36 protein-coding genes are annotated in these 20,755 nt (G+C 45.0%); 4 read left to right on the top strand and 32 right to left on the bottom strand.

Annotation, left to right across the window (positions count from 1 at the left end; all coding sequences use genetic code 11):
* Positions 1 to 86: 86 nt before the first annotated feature.
* The 20 genes from BLO31_RS09185 to tnpA form a co-directional block, all read right to left on the bottom strand.
* Positions 87 to 509: a hypothetical protein gene (locus BLO31_RS09185; protein ID WP_070964998.1), complete on the bottom strand. Its 423-nt coding sequence runs from the start codon at positions 507 to 509 to the stop codon at positions 87 to 89.
* 64 nt (positions 510 to 573) lie between these two features.
* Entirely contained in the window at positions 574 to 2,193 is a 1,620-nt protein-coding gene (locus BLO31_RS09180) for a hypothetical protein (RefSeq protein WP_070964994.1), read from the bottom strand.
* A gap of 73 nt (positions 2,194 to 2,266) precedes the next feature.
* Positions 2,267 to 2,506, bottom strand: a complete 240-nt coding sequence (locus tag BLO31_RS09175; RefSeq protein ID WP_139158974.1) for a hypothetical protein — start codon at positions 2,504 to 2,506, stop codon at positions 2,267 to 2,269.
* Positions 2,457 to 2,675 carry a hypothetical protein gene (locus tag BLO31_RS09170; RefSeq protein ID WP_070964988.1) on the bottom strand — a complete coding sequence of 73 codons (219 nt, stop codon included), beginning with the start codon at positions 2,673 to 2,675 and terminating at the stop codon, positions 2,457 to 2,459. Before BLO31_RS09170 ends, BLO31_RS09175 begins: the two co-directional genes overlap by 50 nt.
* Positions 2,672 to 2,944: a hypothetical protein gene (locus tag BLO31_RS09165; RefSeq protein WP_070964982.1), complete on the bottom strand. Its 273-nt coding sequence runs from the start codon at positions 2,942 to 2,944 to the stop codon at positions 2,672 to 2,674. Before BLO31_RS09165 ends, BLO31_RS09170 begins: the two co-directional genes overlap by 4 nt.
* The gene (locus BLO31_RS09160; RefSeq protein ID WP_217495114.1) at positions 2,941 to 3,447 is read right to left on the bottom strand and encodes a hypothetical protein; all 507 of its coding nucleotides are present in this window, start codon (positions 3,445 to 3,447) and stop codon (positions 2,941 to 2,943) included. Before BLO31_RS09160 ends, BLO31_RS09165 begins: the two co-directional genes overlap by 4 nt.
* 108 nt (positions 3,448 to 3,555) lie before the next feature.
* Positions 3,556 to 3,849 carry a PAAR domain-containing protein gene (locus tag BLO31_RS09155; protein ID WP_070964979.1) on the bottom strand — a complete coding sequence of 98 codons (294 nt, stop codon included), beginning with the start codon at positions 3,847 to 3,849 and terminating at the stop codon, positions 3,556 to 3,558.
* A 2-nt stretch (positions 3,850 to 3,851) separates the two neighbouring features.
* Positions 3,852 to 4,352, bottom strand: coding sequence for a hypothetical protein (locus tag BLO31_RS09150; protein WP_070964974.1), 501 nt, complete (start codon positions 4,350 to 4,352; stop codon positions 3,852 to 3,854).
* A gap of 9 nt (positions 4,353 to 4,361) precedes the next feature.
* A complete protein-coding gene (locus BLO31_RS09145; protein ID WP_070964971.1) occupies positions 4,362 to 5,102 on the bottom strand; it encodes a phage baseplate assembly protein V in 741 nt (246 codons plus the stop codon).
* Complete coding sequence (locus BLO31_RS09140) at positions 5,095 to 5,625, bottom strand: hypothetical protein (RefSeq protein ID WP_070964968.1); 531 nt, start codon at positions 5,623 to 5,625, stop codon at positions 5,095 to 5,097. Before BLO31_RS09140 ends, BLO31_RS09145 begins: the two co-directional genes overlap by 8 nt.
* Before the next feature lie 8 nt (positions 5,626 to 5,633).
* Positions 5,634 to 6,077 carry a hypothetical protein gene (locus tag BLO31_RS09135; RefSeq protein WP_070964964.1) on the bottom strand — a complete coding sequence of 148 codons (444 nt, stop codon included), beginning with the start codon at positions 6,075 to 6,077 and terminating at the stop codon, positions 5,634 to 5,636.
* The gene (locus BLO31_RS09130) at positions 6,061 to 6,840 is read right to left on the bottom strand and encodes a hypothetical protein (protein WP_070964960.1); all 780 of its coding nucleotides are present in this window, start codon (positions 6,838 to 6,840) and stop codon (positions 6,061 to 6,063) included. Before BLO31_RS09130 ends, BLO31_RS09135 begins: the two co-directional genes overlap by 17 nt.
* Before the next feature lie 8 nt (positions 6,841 to 6,848).
* Entirely contained in the window at positions 6,849 to 7,415 is a 567-nt protein-coding gene (locus tag BLO31_RS09125; protein WP_070964957.1) for a hypothetical protein, read from the bottom strand.
* Positions 7,405 to 8,610 (bottom strand): hypothetical protein, encoded by a 1,206-nt coding sequence (locus BLO31_RS09120; protein ID WP_070964953.1) that lies wholly within the window; start codon positions 8,608 to 8,610, stop codon positions 7,405 to 7,407. Before BLO31_RS09120 ends, BLO31_RS09125 begins: the two co-directional genes overlap by 11 nt.
* Positions 8,591 to 8,914 carry a tail protein X gene (locus tag BLO31_RS09115; protein WP_084659731.1) on the bottom strand — a complete coding sequence of 108 codons (324 nt, stop codon included), beginning with the start codon at positions 8,912 to 8,914 and terminating at the stop codon, positions 8,591 to 8,593. Before BLO31_RS09115 ends, BLO31_RS09120 begins: the two co-directional genes overlap by 20 nt.
* Positions 8,908 to 9,486, bottom strand: coding sequence for a hypothetical protein (locus tag BLO31_RS09110; RefSeq protein ID WP_070964950.1), 579 nt, complete (start codon positions 9,484 to 9,486; stop codon positions 8,908 to 8,910). Before BLO31_RS09110 ends, BLO31_RS09115 begins: the two co-directional genes overlap by 7 nt.
* 180 nt (positions 9,487 to 9,666) lie before the next feature.
* The gene (locus BLO31_RS09105) at positions 9,667 to 9,990 is read right to left on the bottom strand and encodes a hypothetical protein (RefSeq protein ID WP_070964946.1); all 324 of its coding nucleotides are present in this window, start codon (positions 9,988 to 9,990) and stop codon (positions 9,667 to 9,669) included.
* Positions 9,990 to 10,637, bottom strand: a complete 648-nt coding sequence (locus BLO31_RS09100; RefSeq protein ID WP_070964944.1) for a hypothetical protein — start codon at positions 10,635 to 10,637, stop codon at positions 9,990 to 9,992. Before BLO31_RS09100 ends, BLO31_RS09105 begins: the two co-directional genes overlap by 1 nt.
* Before the next feature lie 127 nt (positions 10,638 to 10,764).
* Positions 10,765 to 11,001 carry a hypothetical protein gene (locus BLO31_RS09095; protein ID WP_070964939.1) on the bottom strand — a complete coding sequence of 79 codons (237 nt, stop codon included), beginning with the start codon at positions 10,999 to 11,001 and terminating at the stop codon, positions 10,765 to 10,767.
* Positions 11,002 to 11,141: 140 nt separating this feature from the next.
* The gene (gene tnpA, locus BLO31_RS09090; RefSeq protein WP_425425277.1) at positions 11,142 to 11,564 is read right to left on the bottom strand and encodes an IS200/IS605 family transposase; all 423 of its coding nucleotides are present in this window, start codon (positions 11,562 to 11,564) and stop codon (positions 11,142 to 11,144) included.
* Between the two features lie 63 nt (positions 11,565 to 11,627).
* On the opposite strand from tnpA, the gene BLO31_RS24390 reads away from it, so the two are divergent.
* The 4 genes from BLO31_RS24390 (at position 11,628) to BLO31_RS09075 (ending at position 15,398) form a co-directional block, all read left to right on the top strand.
* Positions 11,628 to 12,770, top strand: a complete 1,143-nt coding sequence (locus BLO31_RS24390; protein WP_070964934.1) for an RNA-guided endonuclease TnpB family protein — start codon at positions 11,628 to 11,630, stop codon at positions 12,768 to 12,770.
* A gap of 1,341 nt (positions 12,771 to 14,111) precedes the next feature.
* Positions 14,112 to 14,402, top strand: coding sequence for a recombinase family protein (locus tag BLO31_RS25160; RefSeq protein ID WP_245688447.1), 291 nt, complete (start codon positions 14,112 to 14,114; stop codon positions 14,400 to 14,402).
* Positions 14,357 to 14,698, top strand: coding sequence for a helix-turn-helix domain-containing protein (locus tag BLO31_RS25155; RefSeq protein WP_245688446.1), 342 nt, complete (start codon positions 14,357 to 14,359; stop codon positions 14,696 to 14,698). The genes BLO31_RS25160 and BLO31_RS25155 overlap by 46 nt, the downstream gene beginning before the upstream one ends.
* A gap of 424 nt (positions 14,699 to 15,122) precedes the next feature.
* Positions 15,123 to 15,398: a hypothetical protein gene (locus tag BLO31_RS09075; protein ID WP_070964930.1), complete on the top strand. Its 276-nt coding sequence runs from the start codon at positions 15,123 to 15,125 to the stop codon at positions 15,396 to 15,398.
* Positions 15,399 to 15,417: 19 nt separating this feature from the next.
* Here BLO31_RS09075 and BLO31_RS23795 read toward each other — a convergent pair whose 3' ends face one another.
* The 12 genes from BLO31_RS23795 to BLO31_RS09020 all read right to left on the bottom strand — a co-directional run bounded on the left by BLO31_RS23795 (position 15,418) and on the right by BLO31_RS09020 (position 20,729).
* A complete protein-coding gene (locus tag BLO31_RS23795) occupies positions 15,418 to 15,591 on the bottom strand; it encodes a helix-turn-helix domain-containing transcriptional regulator (RefSeq protein ID WP_175443196.1) in 174 nt (57 codons plus the stop codon).
* Positions 15,592 to 15,649: 58 nt separating this feature from the next.
* Positions 15,650 to 16,522 (bottom strand): hypothetical protein, encoded by an 873-nt coding sequence (locus BLO31_RS09070; RefSeq protein ID WP_070964927.1) that lies wholly within the window; start codon positions 16,520 to 16,522, stop codon positions 15,650 to 15,652.
* Between the two features lie 27 nt (positions 16,523 to 16,549).
* The gene (locus BLO31_RS09065) at positions 16,550 to 16,765 is read right to left on the bottom strand and encodes a hypothetical protein (RefSeq protein WP_070964924.1); all 216 of its coding nucleotides are present in this window, start codon (positions 16,763 to 16,765) and stop codon (positions 16,550 to 16,552) included.
* A 113-nt stretch (positions 16,766 to 16,878) separates the two neighbouring features.
* Positions 16,879 to 17,214 (bottom strand): hypothetical protein, encoded by a 336-nt coding sequence (locus BLO31_RS09060; RefSeq protein WP_070964921.1) that lies wholly within the window; start codon positions 17,212 to 17,214, stop codon positions 16,879 to 16,881.
* On the bottom strand, positions 17,214 to 17,447 hold the full coding sequence (locus BLO31_RS09055; RefSeq protein ID WP_070964918.1) for a hypothetical protein: 234 nt from the start codon (positions 17,445 to 17,447) through the stop codon (positions 17,214 to 17,216). The genes BLO31_RS09060 and BLO31_RS09055 overlap by 1 nt, the downstream gene beginning before the upstream one ends.
* A 65-nt stretch (positions 17,448 to 17,512) precedes the next feature.
* The gene (locus tag BLO31_RS24040) at positions 17,513 to 17,818 is read right to left on the bottom strand and encodes a Ref family recombination enhancement nuclease (RefSeq protein ID WP_217495113.1); all 306 of its coding nucleotides are present in this window, start codon (positions 17,816 to 17,818) and stop codon (positions 17,513 to 17,515) included.
* 178 nt (positions 17,819 to 17,996) lie between these two features.
* Positions 17,997 to 18,242 (bottom strand): hypothetical protein, encoded by a 246-nt coding sequence (locus tag BLO31_RS09045; protein WP_070964915.1) that lies wholly within the window; start codon positions 18,240 to 18,242, stop codon positions 17,997 to 17,999.
* Complete coding sequence (locus BLO31_RS09040; RefSeq protein WP_070964911.1) at positions 18,230 to 18,904, bottom strand: DNA N-6-adenine-methyltransferase; 675 nt, start codon at positions 18,902 to 18,904, stop codon at positions 18,230 to 18,232. Before BLO31_RS09040 ends, BLO31_RS09045 begins: the two co-directional genes overlap by 13 nt.
* A 93-nt stretch (positions 18,905 to 18,997) precedes the next feature.
* Positions 18,998 to 19,345 carry a helix-turn-helix domain-containing protein gene (locus tag BLO31_RS09035; protein ID WP_070964907.1) on the bottom strand — a complete coding sequence of 116 codons (348 nt, stop codon included), beginning with the start codon at positions 19,343 to 19,345 and terminating at the stop codon, positions 18,998 to 19,000.
* A gap of 45 nt (positions 19,346 to 19,390) precedes the next feature.
* The gene (locus BLO31_RS09030; protein ID WP_070964903.1) at positions 19,391 to 19,717 is read right to left on the bottom strand and encodes a hypothetical protein; all 327 of its coding nucleotides are present in this window, start codon (positions 19,715 to 19,717) and stop codon (positions 19,391 to 19,393) included.
* A gap of 76 nt (positions 19,718 to 19,793) precedes the next feature.
* Positions 19,794 to 20,348 carry a hypothetical protein gene (locus BLO31_RS09025; RefSeq protein ID WP_070964899.1) on the bottom strand — a complete coding sequence of 185 codons (555 nt, stop codon included), beginning with the start codon at positions 20,346 to 20,348 and terminating at the stop codon, positions 19,794 to 19,796.
* A 69-nt stretch (positions 20,349 to 20,417) separates the two neighbouring features.
* Positions 20,418 to 20,729, bottom strand: coding sequence for a helix-turn-helix domain-containing protein (locus BLO31_RS09020; protein ID WP_175443195.1), 312 nt, complete (start codon positions 20,727 to 20,729; stop codon positions 20,418 to 20,420).
* Between the last annotated feature and the right edge of the window lie 26 nt (positions 20,730 to 20,755).

Genomic DNA, 20,755 nt, shown 5'->3' with positions numbered 1-20,755 from the left:
CAATCGTGCTGACGCATCGGTGGCAAGCACCACCGATTGAGCGACTTGGGATAATTTGGATTCAATTTTCACTGAAAATTACCTCTTTACAGTTGAGTGTTAGCCGCGATTAGTTCAGCTAGAGGCTCTTTGTTCAGCCCTTTCCAGTCTTCAAGCTTCATGTCTTCCGCCATCTTTTCCAGTTCTGACTTGGACTTTTCCATAAGCTCTTTAACTAGCTGGGCTTGCTTTTGCTCAAGCGTTAGTTCACCGTTTGGCTTCAACGCGCCGTCGTCCTGCGTCTTAACCAGCTTAATGCCTTCGGCCTCAAGGTCTTTATCTGAAGGCGCGTAGGCAGCTACGAGGCCTGCATGACCCGTCTTTTTCACCGCCTCGACGAATGCCAACGCATCTTTGCAGCTTGTAAAGCTAAAGCTTTGCTCTTTAGTCGTCTCACGCAGCGGTTTGATTAACATTGCCCCAATGCGGACTTGATAACCTGTCATGTTTGTCACAACAACAATTTGCATAATCAATATCTCTTAGGTTTAAGGGAAAAGGGCAGCGATTTGCTGCCCATAAACGTACGCCCGATTACTGGTTAATAAACTTCAGCTTGTAGATGAGGTTTTGACCATGTTTAGGGTTGATTGTGTTATAGCCACGCGCTGCGGTCGTGTCTGACTTAACAAGGCCTTGGCTGATTTGGTGGTCAATTTGCATTGGTGGCTCAATATCACCTTTTAACCAAGGTGCTCGACCTTCAACGTTTGATTTGCCGTAACCAAGTGCCTCACCTGGTGCTAATTCAGGAATATCTTGAGGAACTTCGTAAATTTTGTATCGATTAAACGCAATACCGACAAAGTGGATGCTATTTAGTTGCTGGTAGCCAGTGGCTTGTTTAAATGAAGGTGTGTTTTTGAAGAATGCCGAAGCTTCACGAGTACAGTACAACCCCACTAAGCCTGACTCTTGTGATATTGACATCATATCATCAGAGACCGCAGTGAGCTGAGTGCGAACCAGTTCGAAACCTTCCATAGTATTGTCATTGCTGCCAGCTTTCGGCGCGCAATTAATAATGGCCTCACGCTTTGCTAGCCATGACAAATTTTTGATTACATGAAGGTCGTCTTGAGCAGCAAGATGATCGCGCAGCGTGGTTAGATTGAGCGCGCGTGCGTCGACGTTCAAATCAGAACGCATCTTCCATAAAGACTGAAGTGATTGTGAAGAGCGAAGAATGCGCAGTGCTGGATTTATTTTAAAGCTAGTAACTTGTTGCGCGATTTCGGGGATAAGGTTAGGTTCGGCTTCAATGTCAATCTGAATCTCTAGCTCCAATATAGTTCCCGCAACTAAAGGAGCGCCACTTGTTTCAACTACGACCTTGCCGCTCTTGTGATCGATGGTAGCCGTAACCGTGAGCGGAGTGCCCCCTTGCACGTACGTACCGTACAATTTGCCAGCTTCTGCTTCCACACCTACGCGATCTTTATTGATGTAGAGAACGACAGAACCTTTTGCAATAGGAAGCATTTTTTTTGCAGGCGTGTCCAGCGCTGAGTCAAAAGAAAACGTCGTAACAGTACCGTTTGCTTTGTCTGGGAAAGCAAAGTGCTGAACCATATTAGAATACTGACCACCATCCAGCGCACCAATAAGATCGCCCTTCTTGTAGTCACCAAAGTCAGAACCCGCCACCGTTTCGATTTCGAAATATTCAAGCTCAGAGGTGCGCTTGCCTGAGATGTAAGTCACTACATCTAGCGTCTGGCTGGCAAGCAGTCGAGGAAGCGCCACTTGCGCTGTAGTGACGACAGTTGGTATGCCTTGGCTAGTAGTGGTACCTGCTTGCACCGCTGCAAGCATCATGTCTTTGTTAGTACTTACGCCCGAATCAACGTATAAGTTTTCAAGCTCTTGACGCGCTGACGCAAGCAACATGTCTGAAGGTAGGCGACCGTCATTTTTTTCTGAAAATTCGTTAATGGCTTGAATGTGAATCATGGCCGTAGTGAGGCCGTGTTCGCCCATTGATGCATAAATAGGATCGGCCGCGACTGCCTCCGCAATAGAAGCGTTTCGCATTTCGGGATCTGCAATGTAGTTAGAGCAGTCATCGAATTGAGATCGAATTAACGTCTGGCGCATTGCATTTGCGTACTCTCGCTGCTGTTGCAGTTGTCGGTTATAAGAGTCAATACTCATAGTTACAATATCCTTAGTGATAGTTGTTAGTGTTGCTTGCTACTTACTGCGCAAATGCAGGGGAAATAGCGGGTTAAAAGTTGTTATCTACACATTGGCGAAGCTGCTCGATGTATACGGCAAGCTCCGCTAGATCTGATTCAGTTAAAAACGTTACGCTGGTGGACTCTGGCACGGCCTGTTGATGCACCACTTGATGAGTGCGAGCGTCCACAACAGCGAGATTGACGCCACTAAAAGAAATAAATTCATTTAGGACGGGCTCAGTCGCGACGCACACCGTCGCCTGTTTCACTGGTGCGTCGCTCAGCATTTCGCACCCGCTTACCAGTAAACTGACGGAAGTAGCCAACAGGATCGGCTTTAGCCATTTTTCGGCGCTCCGCAAGCTCAGTGGCAGAGCGCTTTTTTTTGACTTGAATGACGGTTTCGACGACATCGGCTACGACTCCTAGCGCTTTTAGAGCAACGTTAACGCTCATGCGCTGTCTTTATTTTTTGATTTGAGGTAATTACCCCCAAAGAAATCCCAAACGCTAACCAGCCACCGAGGCAAGCGAGCTTTTAGGGTTTCGGGAATGTGTGCATCAAGCTTTGACACCACGCCGCAAACGCCAATAAAGGCCACCAGCGCCGACGTTAGCCAATTTGGCGCGCCTTCTGGAACCGTCAGCGTAAACTCAGACGCCAGCGCCGGAAGTGCGAGCACGGACGCCATAAAAGCGGCGATAAACAAACCTAGTAGTTTCATTTTTGGTCTTCTCCTTTGAAAAGCGCGTCCACACCTGAAGCCTTACAGCGTTCTAGGTACTCTTCAGGTGAGCCTTTGCCTTTTGATGTGTTGTAGTGTTTTTTCCAATATTCCGCGCGTGCTTCTTGCGTGGTCGGGATGGCCTCTGGGACTGTCCAATAACGCAAGCGAGCGAAGATAAGAGAGATGAGCGGCGAGAAATCAAGCTCACGGTAAGTAACCAGCATCAGGTCTACACCCAGCTTTTTCTTGATGTCTCGCGCAATGCGATGTGACTTGTACTTATCCTTAAGCCAGTCAAAGGTACTTTCATCAACTTGCGCCACACCCGCACCAGCGTAATAAAGCGTTCGGTCTTTTGCGGTCGCTAGTAGCGTTTCGGCGGCGCATGTCTCTACCAGCATTTCAGTTGCTAGGCCGTGGCGTCCATGCCCTATAGCCGCGCAGACTGCAAATGCATAGTCTTTAATGTCTGACTTTCTCAGTACACCGTAAAGAATCATAATTACACCTATTAGTAAAAACTACAGTCTATGATAATGACGGAGACAAAAAAGCCGAACTAGTAATTTGCACTGAAAATTAATTAATTCAATCTTTGGCTTATCTTCTCAGTTAGAAAAAACGTCAGGACTTCCCGACGCCATAGCAGAGCCGCAATCTACAGCGTCCCCAATTCGGCACAATGGGCGACCGTTAGCGAAAACAGTAGCCGAGCCGCTAGCGGCCGAGCCTGCATGACAAGGATGATCGGGAACAACGCTACAGTGCGGAGGCCATGCATCCCCAACGCGATGAACAGGGATACCATTAATAAACACATCACCAGAACCACCAACATTATTGCGCGGCGGGTATGTATCATGCCCTGTACAGCTGTCACCTTTTCGATGTATTGCTGGCATAGTTAAATGACTCCTTTTTGAATAACTGACCAACTACGATAGTTTTTAAGTAGCTCCCGCCCTGCTGACCAATTCGGCGCGATATTAATATCAAATGATTGATTGTAAGTACGCGCGATTTCTTCCGAGGTAGCCGGATCGACAAAAATCACATTGGCGGTAATGTGTATTTGCATAACTAGCATTGCACTGGCGGGGCTAAAGTCGACAATCTCCAATCCTTCGGGCATTACTTCCCAGCTTGCAAATGAAAGCAACTTATTAGCTGTCATGTCTTTTGCTTTAATGTAGTTAGGAGTAACGAGCCCTGCGAGAGAGCTTGCTTTAACGGTTACACCTAGATTGTCCGTGGTGACAACTAGGCGATCTTTCCAGTTGCTTGATAATGAGTAATCGTATGAAACCACCCTTTCATTTTCTAAAGGGGTGTAACTGGCCGTCTCACTCACATTGATAGCGGTTTCACTTTGGTAAATTAATGCGCCAGTAGGTAGCCACGACATTGCAAGCCCTTAGTTGTGATGAATTTGCGCAGCGCTATCACGCATAGTACCGCCCGATTTTCTGGTGGTAGTTCCTGCCACATCAATCTCGTAGTCTCCACCGACCTTTTCTGTCAGATTGCCCGTAATGGTTCGCGTAACATTGCCTTTGACTATCAACTCTAGATTCTTGGTAACTTCTTCGGTTTTATTGCCGCTGGTGGAGTCGTAGCGATCATGTTCAACATGCACGACTAGCTGACCTTTCTTGTTAACGTGAATAGCCGTACCAGAGGGTTTATGCGTTAAACAGTATTCGCCGGACATTGTGAGCTGTTGCAAAAATGTCATTTGGTCAAAAACCTTATCTCCATAGGCGTGTACTGGCGGCGCTGGCTGCTTATCTGTCCGCTTGTGCGAGTATTTTTTATTCCACGCATCTTGTGGTAACAAACTCTCGCCCGTATCTCGCCCATCTACGCTATAAGCCGCCCCCTCTATGATCGGCTTTCGGGTGTCACCCTCTTCAAAACTTACCCAAACCAGATCACCGGCTTGAACAGGCATCATGTCACCCTCTTTCGCTCTCGCACCGAGTGGAAGCATGTATTCTGCCCAAGGCAAATCTCTATCGGCTATGTCGTCCATATAACCAAGCACTCTAACGCTCGCCATATGCCATTTCTTAGGGTGTCGATTATTGACCACCCTCGCCCTATAACGGCCATGAAACAAACCTTGCTCATTAGACAGCTTTCTTTGATTATCCATTGGCTACCCCTACTTCTGCGTCAATGACGTAACGCTCGCCTTGAGTGTAATGCGTCACCCTTGAAATGATCATTCGATTAGGTAAAGACTCGTCTAGTGCTTCGTCGTTAGAAAGGCGCACCAAAATGAGATCCAGCATGTTAGACGGCACTAAATCACTAAGCCCGTAACACTGGAACACTAGGAGCGGCTGAAGATATTTAGATAAATTATCAAGACGGCCATGAGGCGTGGTGACTAAAACTTTGCTTTTTCCGCTATTGGTGGTTGCTTGCTTTATGTGCTTATCGGTTGCCCAGCTGAAAAAGCCTTTTTGAGCAACACGTTCAAATTGGTTCTGATTGCCGACAACCTCATGCCTTGTTATGTCAATATCGACGTCTTTTGCATTCAAGCCGACTTTATAGAGGGGCTTTTGCATCATGAGTACATCTAAGGGAACAAAATGCAGCACCCCGCGACACACCCAAACCGCCGCGCCAAAGTCACGCGCGATATTGCGAAGAAGTTTAGAGGGCGTCATATCGTAATTTAAATGATATGTACCAATGCCGGACACGGCGCAGTTGACCACCAGCCCGTGCTTTCGCAAAGCGACTCTAGAATGAATATAAGCGGCTTGTCGGCAAAGTATTTAGGTTTAGAAGCAGGCTCTTTCAACTGCGTGACTGCTTTGCTGAACCCTTCGGCTTTAATGACGTTGTTTTTGATAGGAGCGGCGCTTACCTCAAAAGCCTCGTAAAACATGGCATTGCCGCGACCATCAATATCACCAAATTCAAGCTCTATGACCGCGCCTTTAGAAAGCTTTGCATCATCACGCAGATCGCCCCTGTCATCTTTAAACTCAGCGATGATGCTAGGCGTTGATAAATCCAAACACTCGATGTAAGCGCAGCTCACAAGGCTAGTTTTATCCACTTCCTGACCGTTAACCTTTATCGTTTGAATAAAGGCCTTACTTTGTTTGCTCATGCGCTGGGCGTCCTATCAATCGAGCTTGGAAGGCTTTAGCAATGCGCAGTTTGTAGGCCGTTGCTTTTACTATTACATCTATGGTCATAGCGTTTAGCCTATCTTCGCTAAACGGCTCGCTGATGTTGCTCCCCATGTACGTAAGGCCATCCTGAAAGCTCCAGTCAAACACCAATTTAACACCCGCAAGGTAGAGCTCTGACTTGAAAGTACGCTTACCCTTTCTCATTCTCTCCCTGAAATAAGTAAGAAGGTGAGACGCTAACATGCTCATAGATTCTTTGTGCCAAGAGACAATCGTTAGGCTGTAATTGAGCACGGGATAATAAGCATCTACATCCCCCATGACCTTACCAGTGCCGTCTTTTAGCTGGTGGACGTTGACCTTATCGGCGTCAGTATCACTAAAGCTGATGCTTTGATCGCGAGATAGGTACAGCATCGGTAACTTGGCGAGGAGCTTTTCTTTCTTATCCTGCTCACCAGCGTCCTTGGCAAGCTCTTTTAAGAACGACTTAGGCGAGTCAAACACGCCATAAGCTAGCTGATCTTCAGGCGCTCTATTTAAAAAGTCTTTAATGGTCTTGGTGGTTTTATAGCGCGGGTGGCCGGAACCTATGTGCGGGGCATGAATTGCCAGCGTGTTAATAGCAGACAAAATTTGATGTCCTACAGCCAAATCCACATCTTCCAAATCGGACATTATTACTTTGCCCGTATGTTCTAAAATTTCGCCCTGTATAGGCACGTCATCAATTTTCATTTCTCACCTTATTCGAAAAGCGTCGGATCTGTCAGTGCGTCAATTTCTTCATTAGTGATCACCGAACTGGTTACCAGCTCATCCGGCGCATCAAGTTCTTGGTCAGAGTCAAGCGATAAAATGAGGTCATATACTTTCATCGAGCTTTGCACCCCAATACCACGCGACTGCTGCACGTACCAAGTGACCTCTGTTGTTTTGCCGTTCCCCTTATCCTCTAACCAGCTAATGCTTGATCCATCTGGTACAGGGTCATGGCCTATCCGCACGGTGAGCACGCTTTCACCGTTACTTAGTAGATACTCGCCAGAGTTCTCCATAATCCGTTGTGTCGGCTCGTTGATGTCTGCACATTTAACAGGGATAGGGTCGGCGTACTCGATCACTTTCTGGTTCGTATCCAAATCTCTAAAATCAGACTCGTCGCTGGCCTCTGTTTGTGGGATAGGGATATAAAGCTGAGCATCCCAGTTATCAGGATCGAGCAAAATAGAGGCTTTCCAGTCTTCGCTCACCATGTTGTTTAGCGGCGAATGGGACTGAAAACGGTTCTTTTTTGGCGTGCTATTTACCATGAATAATTTTCTCTACTTGTGCGGGTTTAATTGGCTTACCTATCGCATTACTGACTGACTCCGCCGTTTTCTTAATAATGGCCTTGTCTGAGATTTGCCCCCTAAAGGTGGCAACATTGCCAGCGTGAACCAGCTTGATGAGATCGCGATTTCTTTGTCGCTCTTGCTCCAGCGCCTTGCCTTTTCTGGTTAGCGCTGCCCTAGCCTTTCTCAGATCTTGGCGCTCTGCCTTGCTGGCTTCATCTTTTTTCTTCTGCTTGATAGCTCGTTGCGCGTTTAGGTAACGCTCGTGCTCTTTGCGGAACTTTTCATAATCAATCTTACCTTTGCGCCCTTTGCGCTGATTCTTGATTTCTTGCTCATCAAACACCTTGGCGTTTTTACGATCGTCAGCAAAACCAATCCTCTTAGCTTGCCTTTCCATCTCAACAAGCAGCCTATTAGCAAAGGTGGGAGAACTAATTTTCTTTACCACCAGCAAAACGTGCTTACAGGCAACACCTGTAAGCGTGGCATTGGTTTGCATTGGTGGGCTAAATTCTTTAGGCGGAGCAACGCAATAGTTACCCGCCGTTGCTTTGTACCGATACCAGTATTGATGGCGACCGCAAGAGCAATCGAAAGAGATCCGCCCCTTGATAACTGATTTAACAAGGCGCATGTTTTCTCTACGGTTGTCGGTGAGTTGATTTAGCGCCTCGTCCCAACCTTCGAACCGAATTTTTACCTGATGGTGATCGGCTCCGTTCTTCTCTGACGCATCCACCGACCAAATAAACAAGTTGTTTTTAATCTTGACCATGTTCGCCGTGGTAATGCCCGATCCATCATTGACCTGATTGTTAGCGCGCTTAATGTCGATAGCGCGGGAACTCGATACAATCTGATGAATATGAATACCCGCATTGCCGGAGCCGAACTCTTTTTTTATCCGGTCAGATTGGCGCTTCATATCTATCAGGTCGTCGCGCGTAAACGCGCCGCCTAATCCGCCGTTTCGTCTGCCTAGTTCCGCTAGCTGCTTGTTGGTTAACGTCGCAAAGTTTCGAGGAATGGCATTCCTCGCGCTCCTACGGCGCGTAGCATCTTCCTTTTGGATGATATTGAACGCTCGCAGCCATTGCGTAGGGCTAAGCCCCGCCGTCTTGGGAAGTCCGTTATCTTTGCGCTCTAGGTTAAACTTGGGACGAGGCATACTCTTCCTTTACTTCACGGATAAAGGTGCGGATCACTTGAACGGGCGGAAGTACCAGACGATAGCCAACAGGTAACGGGGAGAACTCATCATCATTGTTAGACGCCAGCACCGCCACCCAGCGCAAGCCAGCATGACCATAAGCACGATAAGCCAGTAAATCAGGGCGGGTTTGCTCGTCTTCTTTGACTTCGTACTTAATGACGTTTTCGCCCTTTTTAATGTACTCCCTGATGAGGCGATACAGCTTTCCCCTCCAGATATGGTCATCAATGGACAAGTCAGACAGTCTAGGATCTACCACTTCCTGCGCCTCCTACTGCGAAAAGTCGCGCTCTGGCTCCGGCTTTGCTCTCGCAAGACTCTCAGTTTTTTAAGGTAGGAAATATCGGTAAGGTCGCAATTGGTGGCGTGGTAACACATAAGCAGCATTGCGCAAACGCTGGCGCTTAACTCAGGAGCATTAATAGAGAATGACGCCTTGCCTTTATCGTCAATCGTTGATTGCGCTATGGATGTTGCATTGATAACTCTTGCGCCTTCACCCCAGACTATGCTTTGGCTTGACTCTAAATCAAAGTAGCTTCTCAGAGCGTCGTTGATAACTGAATTTTCACTGAAAATTAGCGGGGAATGGTCGTAGTTTTCAGAAAACTTGGGTACGGCTTCATCTACATATACTGCCACCCCTTTGCTGGACTGGTCAGAAAGTAAAGATTTAATCTTGTCACTTCTTGATGCAACTACGCCGCTATCGCTCACCTCATCACGAACTTCAAAGGACTCTTTAATGTAGAGCCTTCCGTTTAGGTATCGTCCCAATATGAAATGAACTTTGTTGTTTAAAATTGATAAGGTGCAGAGCGTACGATTCATTGACCATTCCAACTTGAAAGAATGGCTATAGTATTTATAGTGAGATAAAAATGTTCAATCTATGATAAAAAAGAACCCCTAGCAGGGAACTAGGGGCGAGCTGTTAAAGTATCAAAAGGTAACTAACGTCAATTGGCTAGGACTGCATTAGAAACCAATACCTTTAAAAAAGCAAAGGTTCTACGAATCACTTATCTTTTTTAGCGCTATCAAGCAAATTTCTTTAAACGCAAGGTAGGGGATGGGGTGGACATTATTTTGCTTCTCGCCTGTATACTTCATCCATTTTTTAAGATTACCCGTATTAAGCCCACACGCTAACGCCAGCTCAGACCAGCTTTTACCTGTATTTTCGACAATCTTTCGCAAGTCTGTCCCAGTTGGCGCGCGCCATACTACTGCCTTTCGATTGTCAGTTGACCGATACGGCAACAAGAACGCTTGCGGCACTTCTGGATCATCAATGATTTTTGCGATGTCTTCTAATGAGATAAAGGTTTGCATCAAGCGTGCTCCAGACTGTATTGCTCTTTAAAGTGCTTAAGAAAAAAGTAGGTATCTAAATCATTCTCGCTTTCGTACTCTTCAAAAGCGTCATCACAATCAAGGTCTGAGATGTCTTTATCAATTCGATCAGCCAAGCCAAGGCAACTATCATCACCAAACATCGACAGTTTAAGATAAAAAGGTTGTTCATGGCCGTTGGCGAAATTGACCAGCACACACACTTCAGCGGCTTGGTTAAAGTTGCTCATTACTTGCTGGTAACAAAGGCTTTCAAAGCGAGAAATGGTTAGCTCGTCGCCTTCCTCAAAAGCATCAATGCTCGATTCTGTAATAAGAACATCAATCACCTTATGCTTAAACTTACCGCCTAAAAAAAGGCTTTCAGGGAGCTTCTCTTTAGCTTTGTCTAAATCAAGGTAGGCATGAAAGGAATAACCCGTACCAATGCGCATGGTGAGCTGATAAACGCCTTTGGCGTTCTCTCTCGTGGTGAGTTCTGCGGTTTTGTAGCCTAGCGCCTCTAGAAACTCATCTTGCGATGAAACGTGGTGAGCACCAGATTCAAAGCGCACAATGATAAGAGATTTAGATAGAATTTTTTTGATAGCCGTTACATTAGTACGGCGAACTGTTTTAATACTCATGGAATTCCCCATCACGGTCAAGGCTGAAGCCAGACCTTACTTAGATTAAAAAATAGTAGTGAAATATCACTATATCAGCAACTCAACTAAAAAGCTGCCCGTTTTTGCCGCCATTTCCTGACGGCTTTTAACTATCTCGAACAGTGTAATTCCCATAGCCTTGTAAAATCGTATTGTGCGCCGCTCTGAGCCTGCCAATAGCACGTCTTAGCGCATTCTCACTTACGCCTGCTCTGGCCGCTGAGCTTGCCCCGCTCCACCCGCCATTATTATGATAGCGAATGGCCTCTCTCATTTTTTCGGTAAGCTCTCGCTGGCTGTAAAGCTTAAAAAGAGTCTCTAACTGGGTTTCTGAACAAAACACTACACCCTCTCTAGACGTTGTTTTTTTATGTTAATCTTATATTGACCTACCGATAATACTTACCTTTAAAGTCTTTAGCAATTTCGTCGTAAACCCTCGTCCAATCGGGCGGGGATATAAGGCGTAAGACGCAAAGCGGCTTAATCTGGTGTAGTCTGGCTTTCTACATAAGCCTTTAATGTTTCGATTGTTGCACCTCCTGCCGTACAAGCAAAGTAAGAACGTGACCATAAAGCCGAACTTTTACTTTGCCTTGTTAGGTGTGTATTCTGCAATCGCAACATTCTCGATGAAATGGATTTAAGGTTGTTAACCATTACGCTCACTGACAACTTTGGTGGGTATGCTATCAGTAAATGAACGTGATCTTGCTCGCCATCCATCTCTATCAATTCACACTCAAGTTTTGCACAAGCCGATTCAAAAGCCTCCCTTAATTGTTCGATCATAATTCCAGTAAACAACTTGCGTCTATATTTCGTTGTAAACACTAAATGCACTACCAATTTACTAACACTATGCCTTTTCTTGAGATAGCCATTAAGCTGACCATTATCAAACACACTCACTTTACAAACCTCGATTCAAGCAATAGAATACGGGCATTATACACATGAGCACTGAAAATGTTAAGAGCAACAAAAGTACGCATTTATCCAACACAAGATCAAACTGAGTTTCTAATAGCTCAGTTTGGTGCTGTGCGCTTTGCGTATAACAAAGCTTTGCATTTGAAGTCTCACATGTACCGCAAGCATGGTGTAACACTGAACCCTAAAAAGGACATAAAACCATTACTTGCTGTTGCCAAAAAATCACGCAAATACCACTGGTTGAAGCAATATGATTCAATCGCTTTACAACAATCGGTAATCAACCTACACCAAGCATTCGATAACTTCTTTAATCCGAAGTTGAAAGCCAAGTACCCACAATTTAAGCGTAGGCACGGCAAGCAATCTAGCTACCACTGTGTAGGCGTAAATGTTCTTGATGGTTCGATTAAGCTTCCGAAAATGAAACCTGTTAAGGCGAACATTCACCGAGAAATTACAGGCAAGGTTAAGAGCATTACTGTAAGCCTGAGCAAAACAGGCAAGTTTTACGCATCCATCCTTGTTGATGATGAGCTAGAAGCGCCTAGCCTGATTCATACGGTGAGCAAGGTAACAGGTATCGATCTAGGCTTGTCTCACTTTGCGATTGAATCCAATGGCAGAAAAACCGCCAACCCAAGATTTGTAAAACGTGCTGAGAAGAACCTCAGGCGTAAACAGCGTCAGCTATCACGCAAGGTAAAAGGCAGTGCCAATCGTGCGAAAGCTCGAATGCTTGTGGCTAAATGCCATGAAAAGGTAGCGAATGCTCGCGCTGATTTTCAACACAAACTCTCTCGAACTCTCGTTGACGAAAACCAAGCAGTGATAGTTGAGACATTGAAATCAGCAAATATGATGAAAAACCGCAAACTAGCGAAACACATAGCAGATGCCTCATGGCATAGCTTTGTTGTTAAGTTGGAGTACAAACTGAAAGGGCAAGGTAAACACCTAGTGAAGCTCGACCAGTGGTATGCAAGCTCTAAAACTTGTCATTGTTGCGGTCATAAAATGGAAGAAATGCCCTTATCAGTTCGCAAATGGGATTGCCCGTCTTGCGGCACTACGGATATAGATCGCGACTTAAACGCCGCCCTTAATATCCGTGATAAAGGCATTCTAGAATTAAAGGCGGTTGGACGATCGTCTCTGCTTATGGAAGCTGCGTAAGTCTCGATACTATCGAGCAACGGCTAACGAAATAAGAAGCATCGCCCGATTAGGGTGGTGAGTAGTCACTCATAGTGCTGGTCTCCAGCTATGGCCTGCCGATATGGTGGCCTTCTTGGTGTGGTGAGATAATGCCACACTTAAAATGATTGTAAAGTGATATTTATCACTGTTTTTGCTAAAAAGGAAAACTATTTAAACGGTTGAATTTTATTGACAGCTCTATACTTAAAGATAAGTGATTAATTGCTCACTTACGAGTAAAGAAGGTTGGATAAAAGCCTGAGAAAAAGAGACAATGGTAAACACGAGAAGGGGCTCGCCTGTTTACAGGTAAAAAAAAGCCCCCAAGCAGGACGGTTATGAGGGCTTTTTAATTTATGCGTGTGTTCGTTTAAATTAAATAATAGTCTACCTGTCTATGACGCCCTCCTTTTTTCTATTCATGGTAAATGGAGTCCTCAGAAATCAGCTGAGGACTTTTTTTTAGCTGCACTAGCCAACTCACGCACCTAGAAATTTCCTCAAGCGCATGGTTTATTATTTTGTGTTATTCAAAGCGCAACCTTAGAGATATTGTCGCGTATTTTTAGAGAAATGACGTGCTAGGTCAAACATTTCTAAAGGCTACGGCGCTCTTATTTACATTATTGTTATTTCGTACTTAGTTAACCACTCTTTAGTTATTTTTTCACCTACTCAATAAAGGGATGGTTCGCATAAAATTCCATCAAATACGCTCAGCAATATAATCCCCCCATCGACTTATAAAGCATAAGCCTCAAACGGACAGTAAAAATAGATGCCGTTCTGAATAGAAAAAGACGATATATTTTAGCTACTTATTTAAAGCGTTGTCGGTGAAGTGCAAAATAATTGACTATAAACACTTGGCACGCAAGAAAGTGGCCTAGTTTCGGTGCATTTCCTTGATGAATGCCTCAGCATGTGAGCTGAAGTCTTTATTTTTCGATTTGTCTTAAAAATTTGCCACTTATTGCGCCAACTGCCACCAGCGAAATGATAAACCGCTCAATTATTCAACGGATAATTTAAACAATAACACTCGATACGCACCCTCTTTTATATGGCATGGTTGATTATCACTGCAAGCAAAAAACACAAGTTCCCGTCAATTGTCTCGAATTAAGCAAATTTGCCTGTCGCGCAAGGGTACACTCTTACGCTATAGTTACTACAAATACGCATTAAACCAATGCTATAACCTTAATGCGATAGACTAAAAGCAATAACCTATATGCGATAGGAAAGGGCGATAATGTTCATCAGAGCTATTTAAGAGCTTCAACAGACGATCAATTTGCAGGACGAGCACGAGGGATGCTCGATGACTTTGTGAAAGAGCGCGGCCATCGAATAGCCAGTTACTATACAGAGAACGAAAGCGGCACGCAGTTAGCACGACCAGAACTAGGCCGCTTGCTGCTAGATAGTCACAAAGACGACATCTTGCTGGTGGAGCAAATCGACCGTTTGACGCGCCTTAGCAATGAAGACTGGGCAACCTTGAAACGTCAGATTGACGAGCGCGGCCTAAAAATCGTTAGTTTAGATGTGCCGACTTCGTGGGAAGTACTATCAGGCAAAGCCTATCTGAAAACGATGCAGTAACAAGAGCCATGCTGACGGCCATCAATAATATGCTGATAGATATTCTCGCGGCCATCTCAAGGAAAGATTGGACAAGCAGAAGAGAAAGACAAAAGCAGGGCATAGAGCGCGCGCACTCTCTAGGTAAGTACAAAGGCAAACAAGCCGACATCGAGAGACATCAAAAGGTGTTGTACTACCGAAGAGAAAAAGGCCTATCTATTAAAGAAACGGCCGACGCCACCGGCTATAGTCCTTCTCAAGTTTGCCGAATTCAAAAATTGTACTTTGAGAAAGAACCAGAAAACCAACGCTAATTTTGCCAGTCTATGATAACTGGATTTCTTCTTTGTACCGTCGTTAAAGGGGTTGATTTTTAAATTGTTTCTTTCACACCTAGATGGCTTTTCGCTTTTGGGGTAATATCTCACCACATAGCGCATATGCGCCTTTATAAAGTTGTTGAGTCCTGATTTCTTTTATGATTTGATAATCAAGCACTGGCAAAATCCAGTGTCGGAATTAGGAACTCCGTAACTTACTAGGCGCATGTCGCCAGCTTCTTGCTGGTTTTTTATTGCGAAAAATCCGCACATCAAATTATGGTGGGCTGATCTGAGGCAACCGAAAGGTTGGTCGTTTCCTAGTATGCGATAGTTCCTAACTTCGGGTCAGCTCACCACCAGCGAATTAGGAACTTGTTGTGGTGAGTTTTAATTAACTTACTAGGACAGTTACCCCATGAAAGAACCCTTACCAGAGCTTGATGAAGCTACAAAGAAAGTGCTTTTGAGAGTCGTTATCTATGATTTTACGGACTACGTTTCTACGTGTTCAGACGAGCTATTGAGCGAGTTTTTCAACTCTTCGGACATTACCCAAGTTAGCTTTTTCAATGAAGTTATGCACAACATTGAGCAAATTTTAGGTGTCTATTGGTGGAAGGCTTTAGAGTTCATTTCTGAAAGAACACGAGAGATCCAACAGTCTGTATTTGTTCAGCCTTGGGAAAGTTAAGACTTGAGCCCTTCGGGGCTCAATTTGTCCTCTCTATGTCGTGTGCTTCCCTTGCCTTAGTCGCGACACTGATCGCGCTAGCCATTAGCTTTTGGTCATTGGACTCAAAAGCATCTTGCATAAAATCGGCAATATCTTCTGGAGTTTCCAAGTATTTGCTAGGGTCGTAGTCTTTTAATTTTTCCTTGCTCACAACTCAAACCTCCAAAAACACCCTGCTAAAATCAAGCATACACTGTATTTGATATAAGCTAAAGAAACCCAACAAGCCGCTTAAGCTTTTCCTTGTGCTCGATTTCGCGCTCTAAAGCCTTCTGCCAAACGTGGTCATCTCGATAGCGCTTAACGTTATCCTCTATCAACTCAGAAAGCACGGCAGGCTCTAGGGCATCCAGCTCCCAAGAATACGCCCCAAACTGTTCGACGTACCGCTTTGATCTGCTATCGGTTAATTTGGTCGGGTTTGGCGGCGGGTTGTAACGCTCAATCTGATCCATGTTTAAGGCCAGTCTTTTCACCTCAATCGGTTCTCTGGCAAACATAGACAAACGGTTTTCGTTATCCGCCGTCATATCGATGCCGGAAGGGTCATGATCGCCAAGATGTAGCACTATCGGTTTTTTACCTAAGCTGGATTGATACTGCAGACGTTTACCCGCTTGATACATTTCCGATTGCGAGTTGTATCCTCGGCACGCAAAAAAGGCTACATCGAGAGGGCGGCACACTTGGCCGACGACATCGGATAGCGCTTCTTTCTCTACCCACACTTCAAGGTAATAATCTTGATGCTCCCACTTGTCGATCTGATAACTGGAGATAAGCGACTCAATGCCATTAAGTGGTGATGTCCAATGCACATTTGCTTTACGCTGACGGCCACGGTCTTCTATCAATCCCCAGTCTACTTCTCCTGACGCTCTCGCACGGCCGACAATATTTCCTAAGTTGGCGTAACTACGCTCAGTATTCGGGATAAGGTCGCGCGCAACAAACTGATAATAGAGCTGACGCAGCGAAAGCACGTAACCTTCGCGTGCGTATTGATCAAGAACGCTCTCAATTATTTCCACAAGGTGCTGACTCTCTTTTGAGGGTCGCCAGTTTTCAAACTTCTCTTTCATATTCAATCGCGCTGGTGGTGTTAATTTTCACTGAAAATCGGGCTTCTTGTCTTTGCTAACCGATAAAAACAGATCATCAATGGCGGCTTGAAACTGGTCAACTTCTTGTTGTTGCTTGAGAAGCTGCTCTTCCTTGCCGTTAAGGGTTTGGTTTGCTTTTTTGGCGGTCTCCTTTGCCTTTTCTTCTAGACTTGCACTTGCAGCACTTGAGGCCACCAGCAGGGCGATAATGAATGGTTTCATTGTGTTCTAATCCTTCTAGGTTAGGTAAATAATCAAAAGAAAGGTGATCCAATAATGTCGGCTCGATAGAGGCTCGACCTATCTGACAACAAACAAGTTGAGAGTTCAGGGCTTTATAATTTGCTCGCATTGGCCTTGTTCCTCCTGATTGCCGCCTTAAGATTTTTTCTTTCTCTCTTGAGTTCTTCCACCTGTTTAAAGAGGTGCTCTCTCTCCTGCTGCAAGTGCTTTGAATTGTTTCTTAGTGTTATCTCTCCTTTGTGGTACATCATTAACCAGTCGAATCCGTCGACCGTTAATCCACAGTCATTACAACAAACCATGCGCCTTGCTTCTAAAAGAGTTAAATTACGATGCGCGCAACGGCGCTTCTGTTCGTAGTTTGTCTCTTCGACTTGAACACTAGAGCGCGCACCATTAAAGCTAACTATGTTTTCATCACCACTCATTACTCTGAACTCTCTGTTAATGTTTTTGCCTTGATCATGGTTCCTGACTCACTGATAGGGTGAAGACTGGTAATGAGCTGGCCGTTTTCGTCAAAAAGCGCAACGTTTGAAGGCTTACCGAATGTTTCAGCCATGCCGCGCAAGAAGGGGACAAAGCCCCTTGCTTCACACTCTTTCATGACAGCCCTTCTATGCTGCTGGTAGTCGCCTTGCTGGTTTGGTTGGTTACTCATCTTCTGGAAACAACTATTCTCATGGTTAAATTACAAAGCATGTAAAATGAATTAAATATCTCAGTCTATGATAAGTGGCTAATAAAAAAATCATGTTCACCGATTAGTTCATAACAAAGCTCAAGTAATGCCATTTCTGAATGAAACAAGGCATTAAAAGCCGCCTTGCCGCCCCAACTCCCTTTAGCATGGATAGGAACGAGGTATTTATATTCAGGGTGAGCCTGTAACTCTTTAGAAATCGGCACATCATGGTGATAGGCACACAAAGGAAGCTGTTTAAAATGCGCTTTTGGTTTTGTTCTGCCGTCAATGTGATGCAAAGAGACGTTATTAAATTGGCTATCATTCTCTAAGCTGGCAGTAATCAAGCTTTATCTTTCAAAACAGAGCAGCAAATGCAGGGCAGAGCGCCAAGCTTATCCGCTATGCGCTTTTCTTCTGCGGTCGGGGCGCGCCCTTTTAGCCCCCTAGAGGATATTTTAGAGGCTGATTGACCAAACCCAGAGCCTTCTTTTTTTCTCGACGAGCCACTTTTCACAAGCGCCTTTAGACTTTGGCCTTTGATTCTCTCCTTCGCCTTAGCGTCACGTTTGGCGCGAGCCTCTGGCTTCTGGCCTTAGCTTGGGCGCGCGCTGTCCTTTCTTGCTGTTTTTGCCTTTGCTCGGCCTGCCAATCAGGGTTATTCATCTTGGCTAATTGCTTGTCTCGCGCTCTTTGCTTCATGGCTCTTTGAGCGTTGATTGCTTTTTCAAATCTTTCTTGCTGCTTTTGCTCTTTGGTTAGTCTAGCCATAAATCCACCTTGGGTTTCATGAGCAAGCCGCGAAGCTGGATGATTTGATTGGCGCGTTCGTCTCTCTTTTTACTCAAACGGAAGCGGTCAAAGGGGATGCGAGGCACAATGACACTGCCGTTATTGCCTTCAGGAGAGAACTTAACAAGTACAGAGCCAAAATTAGCACCCGCTTTAGGTGTTACGCCATCCACCTCATAAAAATTATAACGGCCGACAGGCTCATAGACACATTCAGCATACGGGGCGACATGCTCAGCCCACCAAGCCGTTAGAGGCTCATAAGGCAAAAGCATCATGCCGCTGTATTTTTTCTTTAGCTGGCTCCTGTAGCGCGCTAGAAACTCTAATTTCAAGTCAAAGGGCGGATTGCACCAAAAATGATTACCCCAATCACTGCAAAGCGCATCAATGCCCACGATGCGAAGAGCGTTACGCTTGCGGTTGGAACGTCCGTAGATGATAGGATAACCGCGATTGTCATCAAACCATTCAGGACTCACGATAAAGCGCTTTACTTTGGCTGTCGCTGGTTCGGCGCACACATCAAGCTCAAAAGGACGACCATACAGGCGAAGCGCATCTAGAAAACATTCCCACGTTGTCGCCCATCGGTTTTTTTCGTCAAGCTCGGTATTACTCTTGTTTAGTGTCGTAACCATGCTAAATACTCATCTGAAGGCGGTTAATTTTTCGGTTAATAGCCACCAGCATGACCTCCGGCCAGCTTGTATAATGTCCGCTAAACTTGGGGGTTAGGTCAGTGGTAAACAACTGATTGGCGGCGCGAATCCGCTGTCTTTCTTCTTGCTCGACTCGCCATTGCAATCAAGACAGCCGCCAGCGTGCTTAATGCGGTGAATTAGCTTTTCTTCTTTGCAGCAAGGACAAACGGCCTTCTTCGTGCTTGCCCCATCAATCAAAAAATAGCTGTAGCTTTTCGCATTTCGCTCAATGGATAACACCCTAATTCGCGTTAGTGTGGTGAGGTACTTAGACGCGCAAGAGTTAGAGATGTTTAGATTTCTAATCAGGTCGGCTTTGGTTATAAAGCCTCGCTTTTCAACAATCGAAAAGATTGCGTTTAAATATTCTTGTCTCATAGATTGGTCACTTTGGTTAGGCCACCAGCTGGCGGCGGTTAATTTTCACTGAAAATTGATAACTTTCCCGCTTGATAGGGTAATTTGCTGCTCCGGCTCTTGTTGCGCTGGCTCTTGCTTCTCAAATGCCTTAATTGTCAGGGCGCGGCATCCAATCTTTTTAGCAACATCAAATAGATTTCTAGAACCAGACCAAGCACGTTCTTTGCTTAACTCTCCATCATGCAATATGAATGCAGTCGCTAGCTTGTTGCTAATGCCTACCATATGGAAAACATCAGGCTCATTGATTTCAAAGGCCACCAGCTCACCGATGAGGCCAGCCTTAGCCAATGCCTGAAAGTCTTTAATAGTTGCTGATACTTTTTGCATTTTCTTACCTCAATAAAAAAGCGGTCAGCTTTTTATAACAAAACCTGACCGCTTTTAAAAATATTAATAGTTCAGTCTATGATAAATGTAAGGAATAAATCTCTTTAGACATGTCACCTAGAAGATGCTCGCCAACCGTCTCAAGTACGATTTTAACACGCGAAGGGGCGCAATTTCTGCAAGCTACTAAAGCACAAAGCGATCCTTGATACTCGATAGGCCTAGACTCTTGACTAGCTTGTGAAATCTCTTCAATGAGTGGGCTAGTCTTTTCTAACTCAATTGTTTTTTGCTCTGGCATAACTCCCCAGTCAGAACTCAGTAGTAAACGGGTAAAATGTTGTCTTATGTCTATAGCAGTGGTAGATAGTGGGGCTGGTGGCTTAGTCTCAGTCTCATTATGAGGGCGAGCTTTCAGCAATACGCGCATTCCCTTTTGTGGATTCCTTTTCTTTTGAGTCTTGTAGCATTTAGAGCGATGCATAGAATCAATAATCACTTTCGCTTGCGCTGGTGTTATCTCTTGCCCACGCTCTAGAAAGAACAAACAAATGTCTTCATTAGAATACCAAACGTTCAACTTCATTTGCTTGGCGAACTGCCCCGTTCTGCCATAACTACGCCTGCCCATTTTTAGCCGTCCACTGTTGCTAAAACCATAGACGGAATTAGATCAAATTATCACCAGTTAATCAAACGACTACGACTTATTTGACATCTCAATGAGCATTTCTATCTGGTTAGTCGTCAAACCATTAGAAATCATCCTTTCAATTTTGTGACGGTGATCTTTAAAGCTCTTAAGCTGCCCAGTTTCAATCAAATAATGCAAAGCGTGAACGGAAAAAACCGCCGCAGGCGAGGGGTTACGGGCTTCCGTCTCCCATTTAGAAACAAGGTCTCGCGTGCATCCAAACTCGTCAGCCATTTGTTGTTGAGTCAATTTAGAAAGACGGCGAACGGTTCCATACGTATTGTGGATCTCTTCCTTTTTATTCTCGTTTTTACTCATAACTAAAATTATTTTGCATACATAGT

Source organism: Vibrio sonorensis, assembly GCF_001854765.1.
GTDB lineage: Bacteria > Pseudomonadota > Gammaproteobacteria > Enterobacterales > Vibrionaceae > Vibrio > Vibrio sonorensis.
The sequence above is the reverse complement of the archived record's forward strand: the minus strand, read 5'-3'. Positions and strand labels throughout refer to the sequence as shown.